Genomic DNA, 14,353 nt, shown 5'->3' with positions numbered 1-14,353 from the left:
GTGCAGATGAACGAATATATCAAGAACCTGAAGACCCCCATTGCAATTGTCGGAATGGGTCGAAGCGGTGATGCAGCTAAAAAACTTCTGAAGAAGGCGGGCGTTGCTGCCGCTGATATAGTTACTTTTGACGGCAAACTTTCAGCTGTCGACTTCAACGATCCTAATAAACTCATGTCTGAAGCAAAACCCGGAACTCTTGTGGTATCTCCGGGTGTTCCATTGGCGAGCCCCTGGATTCAAGAAGCAAAAAAGCAAGGCGTTCATATTACCAGTGAAATTTCACTGGCCTGTGCATTTCTCACAACCGAGCGTCTCATTGGCGTTACGGGATCTGTCGGGAAAAGCACAACAGTCTCACTTTTGGGTGCTGGCTTAGCTGCGTTTTCACCTACATCTTTTGTCGGCGGGAATTTGGGAATTCCTTTTGCTGAATATGCCGTCGGAATTTTAGAAGGAACGCATCCGATTTCAGAATGGGTGGTTCTTGAACTTTCTAGTTATCAATTGGAAAACTGCGAAGGCCTCCAGCTTGAGTATTCGATCATCACTTACTTTACTTCGAATCATCTTGAGCGCTACGAAAGCCTTGAGCACTACTATCAAACGAAATGGAAGATTTTATCTCTCACCAAAAAAACTTTATTGCTAAATAAAGAAGGTGGAGACCTGGTCGAGTATTTCAAAAAATGTGGATCTACGGATCAAGTTGAAATCGTTTCACGACAAGATGAAAAGCTCAAATCACTCAGACTCGAACAGGCACTTTTGATTGGCCAACATAACCAAGATAATTTGGCGATTGCTTCAACTTTGGCACTTCAGGCGGGTTGGCCGCATTCAGCGATTGAAGCGATGAAAAAGTTCACAGGTCTGTCACATCGTTTAGAGAATCTCGGCGTGCATCGTGGGGTTCGTTTTATCAACGATAGCAAAGCGACGGCGATGGACAGCGTTCTTATTGCGACCACGGCCGCGTTTGACACTCTTTCGAACGGTGGCAAGTTGTTTGTGTTGCTTGGGGGACGTGATAAGAATTTGCCGTGGCATGAGTTGGGCACACTATCTCATTTCAAGGGAATTGAATTTGTATTCTTTGGAGAATGTCGTCAGATCGCTAAAGAAAAATCTCTTTTGCCAGGTGTTTCATTCAATCATCTGAATGAAGCTCTTGATTACATCCAATCATCAGTGAAGTCGCAAGACACTGTCCTATTAAGCCCAGGTGGAACCAGCCTTGATGAATTCACATCATTTGAAGATCGCGGAAATTTCTTTAAGAAATGGGTGAGTAGTTTTTCTACTCTCTAAAAGTCAGAACCGAAAGTGAACTTGCATCGACCGGGATCACTTTCGAATGCATTTTTTGTGAACGAGTGCCCATGACGACAACTTCATGGGTGTCATCTGGTGTGTTAAAGATAATAAATCCGCCACCGGCAATACCTTTTCCAGTCTGAAGAATTCGGCCTTGCATATCAAAGTAAACAATATTTTGCGTGTCGAACTTCTCGTATCCCGCAAGATAAACTTCAAAGTTTTCGTCTGGCACAAAACCAACAACCGTACCGACGCTCGGCATGTCGCTGATTTTCAAATATGTGCGAATCGCATTCAACCACGTCCAATGAATCAGAGGAATGTGAATGAAATCGTCTTGGTCATTATAAGAATATTGAGCCGCTACAAAATCAGCGCCCTCTGGAACAACTCGCATTAGACCCATGCGATTCACGTGTGGAAGAGTGACAGTGCCTTGTCCTTTTTCCACAGAGATTTCCTCTGGTAACGACTGCAAAGTGATCGTTGCTGCTCGAGGTTCGGCATTAAAGGCATCGTAGACACGAATCGGGAGTGGATCAGTTCGTTTGCTAGATTCAATATCACCTTGAGCGACAGAGTTTTCTTCAACGATCACGTTTTGATAACCAAAGAACTGATCACCACGCTTTGCAAGCAGCGACTGAAATCCTAATGGTGCTTCGACAAATGCATAAAGACCATTTTCACTAGTGGCTTTCAGGTTCGGATCTGGAATCATGAAAGAGTTAAAGTACACCGCCTGTAAAGCATCGTTGCCTTCAACTTCCACCGTGATTCCGGCCAGAGGTTTTTCATCTAAAGAAGCGCGCCCCCAAATAATAGTTGGAGCACCTTCAAAAGACTGCATACGTTGTTGCGACAAAATTTCCTGGAATGCGCGAATCATGGATTCGGGATAAAGCTGAGTTTTAAATTCACTTCCTGAAACTACCAAAGCCGCCGTCTGAAGGTGATTCGGAGCCGCCGTTCTCATAACGGTCGTTGAACCTTTTGTTACATGGTCCATAGAAACCAAACCGTCTTTTTTAACAACGATTTCATTTTCACCTTTAACAAGCGTGACCAGTGTTTTAGGCGGAGCCGTTTCGGTTGGACGAGAGTTATAAGCACTCGTCAAGACTCCGGCAAATGAAGGTTGCGGTGCGATTTTAAGTGGAAGACCCGCAAGTTTAGTTCCTGTTTGAACTGGGACACGGCTTAAACGATAGCTGCCTTCACCCATGATTTTGCCATCGCGATCAACCAGACGAGCGAGAATGCTACCGGCAGTATCTTCAACCTGAATGCGATAAGTTCCTTGTGAAAGATCGACTTTACCAAGTTCTTTTAGCACGCCCTCATCGCTGCGGCGAATTTCAATATGATGATCGTTGGTAACTGCTAGGCCACCTGTGATCTCGATTGTTCCTTCGACAGTTTTATTTTGGCCTTCTTTACCAATATCCATTTCTGAAGGAAGGAAGCCGACGTCGCTAGAATCTGAATTACTTTGGCTGTTATTTGGATTGTTGGCTTTTTCTTCCTCAGTTGGAACTTCAACTCGTGAAGAGGGAAGACTTTCTCTTTTATTTCCTGCGCTGTCGGTTGCGGCAACGTACACACGATTATTACCGACTGGTGCATTTGGTTTGTTTGATTCAGCTAAAGCACCTGACTTCTCGAGTGTCTCGCGAACCATATCAGACCAAGTAGGAACTGACCAATCTTGAGAAAGAACTTCCGAACGTCTTTGCGCTTCTTGTAAGCGAGAAACTTGCGTTGAAGGGAGAGAATCAACCCACGCGTATTCTGAATTTCCACCGGACAAAGAAGCATTGTCAGCAGATGCTCCAGACTCTGGATTTGAACCAGAAGCAATCTGTTGTGTTGGAATTCTTTCCACAGTTTTTTGCACAAGCATTTCTGGAAGCACCACACGCTGAGCAAACAGCGGCGCTAACGTTTGTGCGCTTCCAAGTTGCACACTGGCTTTTTTAGCAATTTCGTTCCACTCGCTATTTAAAGTGTCTTTACTTAAAACTTCTTCAAACGCGATATGGGGTGGAGAATTTTTTGGAGCTTTAACAACAAGAGGTTCATAAATAGGAATGAATCGCAAACCCCCAACGGAGCTCGACCATGAGAAGCATCCTACTAATAAAAGCAGCGGTAAGAACCGCTTGAGTTGCATTCCTTGCAAACCCACCTCTATAAAAAGATTAGTCAAAATGACCAGTCTTCATTATTTTAGAAGGATCGGAAGTCGTCAATGACGTTGCGGTTGTCGCGACTTTGGTTAAGGGCTACGCGGATCTTTTCCGCGACAACTGCCGCTCGACCATCGTCTCGGTCCACAAGCTCAAAACGTCCGTCTTCCACGCGCGCTTCAATAAGAACTTCGACTTGAACGTCATAGGGGCGACGATCACCTAAGATTGTCACATGTGTGAAATAGCGTTCACGCGCCATGTCCATCTTCTCAATGGCCATGTTCTTTTTGTCATAATACTTAGATTCAAGTTCGCGGCCATTTTGGCTGACAGATCTTGGTTCGCCAATAATAGAAACGACCACGCGGCGAGTTTCGCTGACGTTAAGGGGAGTTTCTCTAAGAATGACTCCACCAGTTCGACATCCTGACAAAAAGAGGAGTCCTGTGAACAAGACTCCTGACATTAATTTCTTCATCTTATTTCTTTTGCGACTTATTCCAGTCGTCTAGGAAAAGCTTGATACCTTTGTCAGTTAACGGATGGTGAGTCATCTGTTGCATAACTTTAAATGGAATCGTTGCGATATCAGCACCCATTTCAGCTGCTACTTGGATATGCATAGGGCTGCGCACACTTGCGACTAGGACTTCCGTCGCAAAATCATAGTTTTGGTAAATCTGAATAACCTGATTAACCATCGACATACCTTCTGATCCGATATCATCAAGGCGACCGACAAATGGAGAAACCATCGTAGCACCTGCTTTCGCAGCTAGAAGCGCTTGCACAGGAGAGAATACGAGCGTGACGTTCGTCTTGATACCTTCAGCAGTGAATTTCTTAACTGCGATCATTCCGTCTTCTGTCATTGGTACTTTTACTACAACGTTTGAAGCCAGCTTCGCCAGTTCCTTACCTTCGCGAACCATTTCTTCGTGTTGTAAGCTGATCACTTCAGCAGACACAGGTCCTGAAATTTCTTTGCAGATCTCTTTGATCACAGTGTGAAAGTCTTTACCAGACTTTGCGATCAATGATGGGTTTGTTGTTACACCATCAACCCAACCACGAAGATTGGCCTGACGAATTTCTTCAATATCTGCTGTATCAATGAAAAATTTCATGAATGTCCCCTAAGTTTGATTCAATTTTTACGTGGGCCGATCTTTAAAGTCACTCAAAAATCGACCAGGCTTTTCCCTTGCGAATGGAACTCTGCCATCTTTGCATCTGGTGCCGAGCGAGCAATTTCACTTAAACTTTTTTGGTAAATGGGATGCTCATACTGTCCCCATGCCTCTGCTGCACAGCGAATGATCAAAGGATCCTGGTGCATCAGAGGGTAGGGCAGCGTTAAACGCGGCGACATGACGATCATATCATCAAAGCACAAAAGCGTCAGATCCATTTTGTGATCCGGGTCCAGAGTTTTAGTTAACTGCAAACACTGATCCACTCCCCACAAAGTTTCAAAGCGAAAAACAAATTCAATTCTCGCATTCAGGTCCACTCTCTCGGGGGTTAAATATCTTTTATAAACGGACGAAATGGCAATAATCTCACCGCACTCTTGCACTCTGACCAATAGGTCGCGAGCCTTATCCGGCCCACCCACAAGATCCAAAGAGACGTGAATAAGTGAAACATGCGAAGAAGACTTCATTTTCTATTTTCCAAAAAGCACATCGCGCATATGGTACAAGCCAGGCTTTTTATTCGCCAACCAACCTGCTGCCATCACTGCGCCACGGGCAAACACCGTCCGATTCAAAGCGGAGTGTTCAAAAGTAATAACTTCCTCATCACTCATTGCAAAGATCTTGTGTACGCCGAATACACCACCACCGCGAATCGCCAAAGGATCTGGCGCTTTTTTTCCAATCGCTGCATTTAAATTTTCTTGCAAGGTGAGGGCGGTGCCGGAAGGTTTGTCTTTTTTCTTATTATGATGGATTTCTTCAATTTGGAAATCGAAGTGCTTGATTGCTTCAAAAACTTTTAAAGCTTCATTCAAAACCGCAACGCCCAGACTCATATTCGAAGACCACAAAAGTGGAATCTTCTTGGAGGACTTTTGCAAAAGCGCTTTTTCCTTGGCTGTGAATCCCGTCGTTCCACAGACAAATGGAGTTTTAAATTTCTCAGCGACCTTTAAATTTTCAGCCAACGCTTCCGGCGACGAAAAATCAATCCAGACATCGACCTTCTCAGCTTTTTTCATATCCCATTTATCAGCGCGTGAATGCGGATAAAAAAGTTCGTACTCCGCGGCACTCTCAAGAATTTTACTGATCTCAAGACCCATGCGGCCGGTGGCGCCGATCAGGCCCACTTTCAATTTCTTTTTCACAAAATACCTACTTTTTTCATTTCCAGTTGCAACTTCTCGGTATGCTCAGGAGAAAGCTCGACCATCGGCAAACGAAGTTCGGCAGAAGAAATAATGCCCATGAGTTGCAAAGCTTTCTTCACTGGAATTGGATTTGCTTCTACAAATAACAAATTGATCAAATCCATGTACTTCGCAATATCGGCTTGAGCTTTTGCAATTTCACCGGCTTCCGCCCATTTTTTCCACTGTGCCATCTGACGAGGAATCACATGAGTCGCAACTGAGATCACACCGTGACCACCGACTTTTAAGAAGTCGACATATGTGCCATCATCTCCTGAAAGCATCACGAAATTAGAGCCGCAAGCCTTAATGATCTCTTGATCGAAATCAATCTTTCCCGAAGCCTCTTTAATTCCGACAACGCCAGAGACTTTTGCAAGATCACGAATTGTTTCTGTCGCCAATGCTGTGATCGTGCGGCCCGGAACATTGTATAGAATGGTTGGAATTTTCACCGATTCCGCAACCGCTTTGAAGTGCCGATACAGTCCACGTTGAGGTGGTTTGTTGTAATAGGGAACAACCACTAAGATTGCATCCGCTCCGAGCTTTTCAGCTTTCTTAGAATCTTCAATGGTTTGAGCGGTGCTATTAGAGCCCGTGCCCATGATCAATGGAACTTTTTCGCCGCAGAATTGACGAGCGTGTTTAAATAGTTCTTCTTTCTCAGAAGACGTCAGTGTTGGGCTCTCGGCTGTCGTTCCGTTGATAACAAAACCATCAACACCGTTTTCGAGTTGATGCTTCATCAACTTATCAAGAGACGCATAATCAATAACACCGTTTTTAAATGGCGTGATCAAAGCAGTAAATGTGCCTTTTAGATTTTTCATTTCAACACCTCAGTATTCATTTGAAATTCTCCGATGTAGTGCGCTTCACCCACCATCAGAGGTCGATTGCTGCCAGGAACAAAGGTCACTTCAAGCGGGCCGCCTGGCATCGTCACTTGGATCAGATTCTTTTTCGTTTGCAGATGGGCAGCTAGAGCCGCCGCAACCGCGCCTGTTCCACAAGCGAGTGTATAGTCTTCAACTCCACGCTCAAATGTCACCGCCAAGATTTTATCCGGCGCTTCTTCGGTGTAGAAGGTGACATTCGTTCCCGCTGGCATCAGGTCTGCATGCGAACGCACCTCGCGGGCGAGATCTTTCATGCCTTCAATGTCTTCAAAGCTTTGAATTTTTTGAACAGCATGCGGAACACCCGTGTTTACAAAGACAAATTTTTCCGTTGCGCCGCTGGATTTCGTTTTCAGTTCTAAATCCGCATTAATCACGCGTGCCTCTGGCATGTGAACTTTCACACGGCCATCGGAAAGAATTTCAGCTTCCACAAGACCAGCGCCTGTTTTAAAACGAAAGCTTTTTAATTTTCCTGCCGTCAAATCTTCGTGACAAAACACGGCGGCACAGCGAGCGGCATTTCCACACATCTCCGCAGTGGAGCCATCAGAATTATAGAAGTCCCAGTTATAATCAAAGCCTTCAGAGCCTTCTTGAATAAACAAAACTCCGTCCGTACCAAGACCCGTGACTTCATTGCAAATCACTTTCGCAAATTCAGGGCGAACGATTTTACTTTTCTTTTCTATTTCAGACCAAACAGAAGATTTCCGCGCATCGATAAGGGTGAATGTATTTCCCGTTCCTGACATCTTGTAAAAGGAAAGGGGAAGAGCGTGTTTCACGGTTCGTCCTCAGGATATGGAGTTTGCTCCTCAGCTTGCGTATCAGGATTTGATTTCTTGTTAGATTTCTTTTTCGTGGCTTCCGAGTACGTCGGTTCACCGCGACCCAATGGTGCCGGAGTGAGCGGCGGCAAAGGACGTCCTTTCACTCCGCATCCAGCTATGATCAACACAAGACCTAGAATTAAAATTTTATTCAGCTGATCCATTCATTCCCTTCAGCTCACCATCAAATTCGGTAACTCGACGGCAGAGTGCGGGATCCATCATATACTGGCGGTACTGATTCGCAGAAATGTTTTTGCAGCTCATCACGTATTTAAGAGCCTCATCTCGGTTTTTCTTTTGTAATGCTTGGTCAATGCGCCATTGCCAGTAGGGGGCCTCAGGGTATTTGGGATCAAGTTTTCTTAAAGACGCGAGGCTTTCTTGAGCTTTTACTGTATTTTTAAGGGACAAGAAGCGTTCAATTTCCAGCGGATACCAGTATTTCGCCAGGGAACTCTTTTTCGGCCCGTGAATTTCAAAAAGCATCTGATACTCGGTCCATTTGGACTGGCAGGCATAGGCTTGTGCCAAAGTCAGATTCAGTTCTTCATCAAAGTTGATCACTTTGAGTTCTTTTTGCACAAGCTCAGCGGCGCCCGCACAATCACCTTTAGCAATCATCAGACGAGCGGTTTCGTTTAAGATATCAAAGTTGTCGGGCTCAATTCGCAGGGCTTCGTTCATTTTTGCCAAGGCTTGCGTGGGATCCGACTTGCGCATCGAGACCGACGTTTCATAGAGCTGTTGCGCTTTATCGCTAAAGAAGACATGGCCAATGTCGTTTACGGCCTTTTTAAGTTCGCTGACAGCAGGTGTGCGCGATTCTTTTTTGATCGCATTAGCAAGAATGTTCAATGCTTGCTGACGATCTTTTTGCAGACTTAAATTGTAAGCTTTTTCGATGATGTCTTTATAAGTTTCAGACTTGGCCGGCTTAGATTGGGCCAACAGGAGCGGACTAGAAAAAGAAAGAGCCGCGACGACCGCGGCTCTCATCCATGCACTCAACATCAATTAGTTCTTTTTGAAAGATTTCAATAGAACATTAACGTTGCCGAATTGGCTTGGTTGGATTGTTTTCAACATTCCAGAAAGAGGAATAGCTGAAGGATTCATCCATACGTTGATTTCTTGGTTGTTATCTTTGTCTTTGATACGAACGTGGATGCACTCGAAAGTTCCAGCTGGAACAGTGATTTTATCTTCTTTCATATCGATAACTTCGATGTTTTGTTTCGGTGGAGCTTGCTCTTTACCGTTTACGATCATTTTTTTAACTTCGCCAGTGTTTGGATCTAGCAAAGTTTCAACTTTTTGCTTACCAGCGAAACCAAGATCCATGTTCTGATCCATCCAGATGCCTTCAGCACCAGTTGAACGAACAGTCATATCCATAGTTCCTTTGATGAAGCCCATGTCGATGCTGTAGTTGTTTTGGTCGCCAACTTTCCAATCCAAACCTTGAACATGTGCTTCTGCCATGATCGCGATTTGTTGTTGTTGGAAAACGACGTCAGTGATTGATGGTGCAGCAACTGCTGATACAGAAACCGCAAGACCTAAAGCTGCAATAAGAGCTTTGAACATAAATTCCTCCTTGAATGGTTATGGTCGTATAATCAGAACACGACCAGGACCAGAGTCAAGCTCGGAATCATTGCTCTTTATAACTGCTTACTAATACTTGACGCGGCTTGCTGCCATTCGCAGGGCCGACAACACCTTCTCTCTCGAAAAGTTCAATCATGCGAGCCGCACGCGGATAGCCGAGCCGGAATTTTCTTTGAATTAATGATGCGGAAATTTCTTTTTGTTCAGAAGCCCACGATAAAATTTCGTCATAGCGTTCATCGTATTCTTCTTCACCACCAAAACCACCGCCAGCTCCACCTTCGGAAGCTTCGCCGTCGCCACCACCTGAGAATCCATCAAGAGCTCTCATCGCAAGTGGATCGTATTCAGGCTCTGCTTGTTTCGCCCAGTGTTTGACGACGTTGCTAATTTCAGCGTCCGACAAATAGGGGCCGTGATGACGAGTTGGTTTACCTATTCCCGGAGCTTGGAAAAGCATGTCACCATTCGGTAGCAGGCGTTCTGCACCCGAATCATCGATGATGATACGAGAATCCATTTTCGATGCAACCTTGAGCGCCACACGACCTGGAATATTTGTTTTAATCAGACCGGTGACAACGTCTTTACGCGGCGACTGAGTTGCAATAATTAAATGAATTCCGCAAGCACGTGCTTTTTGTGTCAGACGTTGAATTGGTTCTTCAATGTTTTGTTTTTCAACGATCATCAAATCCGCAAGCTCGTCCACGACGATAACGATGAACGGAAGTGGTTGATAATAGTATTGCTCAAGTTTCGCTTTGCCTTCTTCAAGCTCAAGATTGATTTTCTCGTGCTCTTCGATATCGGCCTTAGTTAGCTCACTGACTTTTTGATTGAAGGCTTCAATTTTTCCCACACCAAATTTTGAAAGCGATTTATAACGTTTTTCCATTTCTCGCACAGCCCACTTAAGCGCTGTTGCGGCTTTCTTAGGTTCTGTCACGTGTGGCAAGCACAAGTGCGGAACTGTCGAGAACGGAGCCAAGTCGACCATTTTCGGATCGATCAAAACAAGGCGCATGGTCTTAGGTGAATGGCGGAAAAGAAGTCCTGTAATAATCGAGCTTACGAAAACTGACTTACCAGATCCAGTTGTACCAGCAATCAAAAGATGCGGCATTTTTCTTAAGTCCACAACGCGAGGCTCGCCGTCAACAGCGCGACCAAGCGCCATAGGCAACGCCAGGTCATCGCTCCAGAACGTGTCTTCGGCGATCAAGTCCTTGTAATAAACTGTTTCACGCTTTAAGTTCGCCGTCTCAATACCCACAACGTCTGTTCCAGGAATGTGACCGACCACACGTACTGATTCGGAAGACAAAGCCAATGACAAGTCGTCTTCAAGTTCTGAGATCTTACTGATTTTAACGTCAGCTTTCGGTTTGAATTCATACATCGTTACCAGTGGACCTGGTTTTGCCGCGACGATTTCACCTTCAACCGAGAAATTTTTAAGTTTCTCGACAAGAGAATCGGCTTTACGTTGAATTTCGCCTTTATCAATTTTGATCCGAGATGCCGGAGGATCCTCGAGCATTCCCAACTTCGGCATATCCCAATTTTCGATGCGGCGAGGTGGTTTTGCTTTCATGACGACTTTACGTTTTTGCGCCATGCGAACCGCTGGGACGTCTTCTTCGTCCTCGTCCTCTTCTTCACCTTCAGCGTCAGAAGCCTCTAACTCTTCGTCAGACTCTTCCTCATCCTCATCTTCTTCGTCTTCTTCTTCATCTTCGACAAGGTTTTTCAGTTTCAACTGTTCTGGTTTTTCTAAGAATTTCTCGTCAGCAAGAGGGAAGATGCTTTTGGGTTTATCATCCTTCTTGTCTTTTTTAGCAGCCTTCGCTTTTTTTCCTTCAATGATGAACATTCCGGCAAAGAACGCCGCAAGACGGCTCCATACTTTTTTCTTTTTACAGTAGGCCATAAAACCGCGCGGCACATCGGCCATTTCTTGCAGCGATTTTTCAGAATAGAACACAACCAGTACAGCCATGACGGTCCACAGAACAACTTGCACGCCAGCATGATTAAATGCTCGCACAAGCGCTTGTGACACACCTAAACCCAAAAGACCACCGAGATAGATCTGATTTTGGAAAAGTCGCGTATTCGGCAGATAGAGCGAAAGCAAAGCCGCCACATTCACGATCAGCAACAGTGCCCAAACAAAGCGGATATTGCGAACATCCAGAGATTCTCCGCGGAAGCTGGCCCACGCAATTTTCACAAAGCTTGCAACTAGCACCCAGGCCGCCAAACCAAAAAATTGGTAAAGCAAATCTGACATGAAACTGCCGACGATACCGCAGTAATTAAGAGCTTTAAGTCCTTGCCCAATAGAATTGAGAGAGGGGTCTTGTGGATTGTAGCTAACAAGTGCCAAGGCGAGGAAAAGTCCTAAGCCCAAAAACCCAATAGCAATAACGTCCTGTCGAAACTTTTTGAGGAATTGGTTCATTTAAAAAATTTACGAAATCTCGGGCACTTAGGGTAGCTATACTGGCGTCTCCTTGACTTAAGCCCCGGGGTGCAGGACAAAGAGCCAGCCATATGCTTAAAATAAATGAGATTTTCTATAGTATTCAGGGCGAAACGACCTATGTAGGTCATCCCACAGTTTTTGTGCGCACCACAGCTTGTAATCTTCGTTGCACCTACTGCGACACAAAATATTCTTATTATGAAGGCGATCTCAAAACCCACGAAAGTATCATTCAAGAAATCGAATCACATAAAGCTTCGTATGTTTGCATCACGGGTGGTGAACCCTTGTTGCAAAAAGAGGTTCATCCTTTGATGAAAGATTTGTGTGATCGTGGCTTCAAAGTTTCTTTAGAAACAAGTGGATCAAAAAACATTCAAGATGTTGATCCGCGCGTAAAAATTATTTTAGATGTGAAGACACCAGACAGTGGTGCAGCGGATTCTTTTGTTATGGAGAACATCGCGCTTTCCACTCCCAGCACGGAATACAAGTTCGTGATCTGTTCTGAAAAAGATTTTGAATGGAGCGAAAATTTCTGTCGTCAACACAATTTGTTCGAAAAATTTGTGGTTTTATACAGCCCATCATACGGCCAAGTATCTGAACGCTGGTTGGCAGAAAAAATTTTGCAGAAAAATTCATCAGCAAGGTTGCAATTACAGCTGCATAAGTATATTTGGTCTCCCGAAACACGCGGAGTATAATCTCCAACTTCAAGCTGATATTTTGGGAGTTCCATGACGCCGAACCTTAACAGTTCTGATAATCTTTTTGTCGCTAACCTTCAGTCCGTGAGCCTTGAGAAGCTCGTGAAGAGCAAACTAGAAGTTTTGTTTGCTCAACAAAAAGAAGCACAAGTTGAGTTGAACGGTCTTTATAATGTCGTTATCGAACAAGTTGAAAAGCCGCTTTTGGAGCTAGCTCTCCGTGCCTACAACGGCAACCAAGTTAAAACTGCGCAAATGCTTGGCATCAATCGCAACACTCTTAAGAAGAAAATTGACAACTACAAGATTCGTGTCAAAAAACTAAATTAATATTTATATTCTTTCTTGTCTTGCATCGGCGGGCCACCCAGAACCACCACCTCAGTACGAGGCCCGCGCTTTACTTAGAATTATTTCGTGTCTCGGAGGGGTTTCATGAGCACGCGAATTCCGCCACAAAATCTAGATGCTGAGCAGTCCATTTTGGGCGGACTCATGCTGGATCGAGAAGCATTGGATCAAGTAGGGGATGCCCTTACTCCTGATGATTTCTATAAACCAGCCCATCAAAAAATTTATCAAGCGATCAAAGAACTTCACGGGAAGAGTCAGCCAATTGATATCATCACGGTGACGAACCTTTTGCAGTCTCAAGGACACATGGACGTTGTCGGTGGCCCTGAGTACTTAGTTAGCCTCCTTGATAAGACAATTTCTTCAGCGAATATTTCTTCTCACGCTAAAATCGTTCGCGACAAAGCGTTGCTACGTCGTTTAATCCAAACCAATGGCAGCTTAATTGAACGCGCGTACTCACAAGAGTTCGTGGACGTTGAAAGTTTCATTGATACGGCAGAGAGCGAAATCTTTAAACTAGCAGAAACTCGCACGACGACAGGTCTTGTGGGCTCTATGGAAATCGTGAAAGCTTCGATTCAAAAAATCGAAGAGCTTTATAAACGTAAAGCTGAAGTCACAGGTCTTCCAACAGGTTTAACTGAACTTGATAAAATGACTTCCGGTCTTCACCCTGGCGAGATGACAATTATTGCTGCTCGTCCGTCAATGGGTAAAACGGCCTTCTCTCTGAACTTGGCACAACACGCAGCTCTTCGTTGTAAAAAGACGGTTGCTTACTTCTCTCTCGAGATGGGTAAGGAATCGATGATGATGCGTATGTTGTCTGCTGAATCCAAAGTCAGCATGAGTGAAATCCGTAATGGTCGTATTCAAGATTCGGCTTGGCCAAAATTGATCAACGCCGCAAGTGCGCTTTCCGAAGCTTCTATTTTTATCGATGACACGCCGGGTGTTTCTCCTTTCGAGATTCGCTCTCGCGCTCGTCGCCTGAAAGCAGAACACGGTCTTGATTTGATTATGATCGACTACTTGCAGCTCATGAGCATGAAGCAAAAATTCAACTCACGTGAGCAAGAGGTCGCCGAAATTTCTAAATCTCTAAAAGCTATTTCCAAGGAGCTACAAGTTCCTATCGTTGCACTTGCCCAGCTGAATCGTGGTGTGGAAGGTCGTTCCGACCGCCGTCCAATGTTGTCAGATCTGCGTGAGTCGGGATCGATCGAGCAAGATGCCGACGTTATCATGATGCTTTATCGTGATGACTACTACGACAAAGAAGATCCAGATAAACAAGGTCACGCCGAAGTTATCGTTGGTAAACAGCGTAACGGTGCAACGGGTACTGTAAAACTTCGCTTCGACGCGAAATACAATAGATTCCGTGATGCGGAACCTGAAGCAGCTGGCGTCAATGCGATGCCACCTCCGCAAGCACCGCCACCTATGCCAGGTGGCAGACCTAAAAACTTTGCGCCTGGAGCAGGTGTTTAAGATAATGGGGCCTTATGAGGCCCCTTTTTTATTTGTTCAAAC

General features: G+C 44.9%; 15 protein-coding genes. 4 read left to right on the top strand and 11 right to left on the bottom strand.

Annotated elements, in window-relative coordinates; all coding sequences use genetic code 11:
* Nucleotides 1-6: 6 nt before the first annotated feature.
* Nucleotides 7-1,311 carry a UDP-N-acetylmuramoyl-L-alanine--D-glutamate ligase gene (gene murD / locus ACLWOR_RS07300; protein WP_413940043.1) on the top strand — a complete coding sequence of 435 codons (1,305 nt, stop codon included), beginning with the start codon at nt 7-9 and terminating at the stop codon, nt 1,309-1,311.
* Here the strand turns inward: murD and ACLWOR_RS07295 are convergent.
* The 11 genes from ACLWOR_RS07295 to ACLWOR_RS07245 form a co-directional block, all read right to left on the bottom strand.
* The gene (locus ACLWOR_RS07295; RefSeq protein ID WP_413940042.1) at nt 1,301-3,421 is read right to left on the bottom strand and encodes a hypothetical protein; all 2,121 of its coding nucleotides are present in this window, start codon (nt 3,419-3,421) and stop codon (nt 1,301-1,303) included. The two genes, murD and ACLWOR_RS07295, sit on opposite strands and share 11 nt — an antisense overlap.
* 128 nt (nt 3,422-3,549) lie before the next feature.
* Nucleotides 3,550-3,990 carry a hypothetical protein gene (locus ACLWOR_RS07290; protein ID WP_413940041.1) on the bottom strand — a complete coding sequence of 147 codons (441 nt, stop codon included), beginning with the start codon at nt 3,988-3,990 and terminating at the stop codon, nt 3,550-3,552.
* Between the two features lies 1 nt (nt 3,991).
* On the bottom strand, nt 3,992-4,639 hold the full coding sequence (gene fsa / locus ACLWOR_RS07285; protein ID WP_413940040.1) for a fructose-6-phosphate aldolase: 648 nt from the start codon (nt 4,637-4,639) through the stop codon (nt 3,992-3,994).
* Nucleotides 4,640-4,692: 53 nt separating this feature from the next.
* Nucleotides 4,693-5,178 (bottom strand): hypothetical protein, encoded by a 486-nt coding sequence (locus ACLWOR_RS07280; RefSeq protein WP_413940039.1) that lies wholly within the window; start codon nt 5,176-5,178, stop codon nt 4,693-4,695.
* Nucleotides 5,179-5,181: 3 nt separating this feature from the next.
* Nucleotides 5,182-5,865 carry a 4-hydroxy-tetrahydrodipicolinate reductase gene (locus ACLWOR_RS07275; protein WP_413940038.1) on the bottom strand — a complete coding sequence of 228 codons (684 nt, stop codon included), beginning with the start codon at nt 5,863-5,865 and terminating at the stop codon, nt 5,182-5,184.
* Entirely contained in the window at nt 5,862-6,743 is an 882-nt protein-coding gene (dapA, locus tag ACLWOR_RS07270; protein ID WP_413940037.1) for a 4-hydroxy-tetrahydrodipicolinate synthase, read from the bottom strand. The genes ACLWOR_RS07275 and dapA overlap by 4 nt, the downstream gene beginning before the upstream one ends.
* Nucleotides 6,740-7,600: a diaminopimelate epimerase gene (gene dapF, locus ACLWOR_RS07265; protein WP_413940036.1), complete on the bottom strand. Its 861-nt coding sequence runs from the start codon at nt 7,598-7,600 to the stop codon at nt 6,740-6,742. The genes dapA and dapF overlap by 4 nt, the downstream gene beginning before the upstream one ends.
* A complete protein-coding gene (locus tag ACLWOR_RS07260; protein WP_413940035.1) occupies nt 7,597-7,809 on the bottom strand; it encodes a hypothetical protein in 213 nt (70 codons plus the stop codon). Before ACLWOR_RS07260 ends, dapF begins: the two co-directional genes overlap by 4 nt.
* Nucleotides 7,793-8,659: a tetratricopeptide repeat protein gene (locus ACLWOR_RS07255; RefSeq protein ID WP_413940034.1), complete on the bottom strand. Its 867-nt coding sequence runs from the start codon at nt 8,657-8,659 to the stop codon at nt 7,793-7,795. The genes ACLWOR_RS07260 and ACLWOR_RS07255 overlap by 17 nt, the downstream gene beginning before the upstream one ends.
* A 3-nt stretch (nt 8,660-8,662) precedes the next feature.
* The gene (locus ACLWOR_RS07250; protein WP_413940033.1) at nt 8,663-9,235 is read right to left on the bottom strand and encodes a hypothetical protein; all 573 of its coding nucleotides are present in this window, start codon (nt 9,233-9,235) and stop codon (nt 8,663-8,665) included.
* Nucleotides 9,236-9,302: 67 nt separating this feature from the next.
* A complete protein-coding gene (locus ACLWOR_RS07245; RefSeq protein ID WP_413940032.1) occupies nt 9,303-11,726 on the bottom strand; it encodes a DNA translocase FtsK in 2,424 nt (807 codons plus the stop codon).
* 92 nt (nt 11,727-11,818) lie between these two features.
* Here ACLWOR_RS07245 and ACLWOR_RS07240 point away from each other — a divergent pair, with 92 nt between their 5' ends.
* From ACLWOR_RS07240 to dnaB, 3 genes are all read left to right on the top strand, one after another.
* Nucleotides 11,819-12,457 carry a radical SAM protein gene (locus tag ACLWOR_RS07240; RefSeq protein ID WP_413940031.1) on the top strand — a complete coding sequence of 213 codons (639 nt, stop codon included), beginning with the start codon at nt 11,819-11,821 and terminating at the stop codon, nt 12,455-12,457.
* A 33-nt stretch (nt 12,458-12,490) separates the two neighbouring features.
* On the top strand, nt 12,491-12,790 hold the full coding sequence (locus ACLWOR_RS07235) for a helix-turn-helix domain-containing protein (RefSeq protein WP_061834327.1): 300 nt from the start codon (nt 12,491-12,493) through the stop codon (nt 12,788-12,790).
* A 105-nt stretch (nt 12,791-12,895) separates the two neighbouring features.
* Complete coding sequence (gene dnaB, locus ACLWOR_RS07230; RefSeq protein WP_413940030.1) at nt 12,896-14,311, top strand: replicative DNA helicase; 1,416 nt, start codon at nt 12,896-12,898, stop codon at nt 14,309-14,311.
* Nucleotides 14,312-14,353: the final 42 nt, after the last annotated feature.

This window comes from Bdellovibrio sp. HCB2-146 (assembly GCF_047345725.1).
Taxonomy (GTDB): domain Bacteria; phylum Bdellovibrionota; class Bdellovibrionia; order Bdellovibrionales; family Bdellovibrionaceae; genus Bdellovibrio.
This window is presented reverse-complemented; position numbering and strand designations above follow the sequence as displayed.

Excerpts from the sequence above, each read along its gene's own strand:
- murD (WP_413940043.1), top strand. The coding sequence starts at position 7 with ATGAACGAATATATCAAGAACCTGAAGACCCCCATTGCAATTGTCGGA.
- ACLWOR_RS07290 (WP_413940041.1), bottom strand. The coding sequence starts at position 3,990 with ATGAAGAAATTAATGTCAGGAGTCTTGTTCACAGGACTCCTCTTTTTG.
- fsa (WP_413940040.1), bottom strand. The coding sequence starts at position 4,639 with ATGAAATTTTTCATTGATACAGCAGATATTGAAGAAATTCGTCAGGCC.
- ACLWOR_RS07280 (WP_413940039.1), bottom strand. The coding sequence starts at position 5,178 with ATGAAGTCTTCTTCGCATGTTTCACTTATTCACGTCTCTTTGGATCTT.
- dapA (WP_413940037.1), bottom strand. The coding sequence starts at position 6,743 with ATGAAAAATCTAAAAGGCACATTTACTGCTTTGATCACGCCATTTAAA.
- ACLWOR_RS07260 (WP_413940035.1), bottom strand. The coding sequence starts at position 7,809 with ATGGATCAGCTGAATAAAATTTTAATTCTAGGTCTTGTGTTGATCATA.
- ACLWOR_RS07255 (WP_413940034.1), bottom strand. The coding sequence starts at position 8,659 with ATGTTGAGTGCATGGATGAGAGCCGCGGTCGTCGCGGCTCTTTCTTTT.
- ACLWOR_RS07250 (WP_413940033.1), bottom strand. The coding sequence starts at position 9,235 with ATGTTCAAAGCTCTTATTGCAGCTTTAGGTCTTGCGGTTTCTGTATCA.
- ACLWOR_RS07245 (WP_413940032.1), bottom strand. The coding sequence starts at position 11,726 with ATGAACCAATTCCTCAAAAAGTTTCGACAGGACGTTATTGCTATTGGG.
- ACLWOR_RS07240 (WP_413940031.1), top strand. The coding sequence starts at position 11,819 with ATGCTTAAAATAAATGAGATTTTCTATAGTATTCAGGGCGAAACGACC.
- ACLWOR_RS07235 (WP_061834327.1), top strand. The coding sequence starts at position 12,491 with ATGACGCCGAACCTTAACAGTTCTGATAATCTTTTTGTCGCTAACCTT.
- dnaB (WP_413940030.1), top strand. The coding sequence starts at position 12,896 with ATGAGCACGCGAATTCCGCCACAAAATCTAGATGCTGAGCAGTCCATT.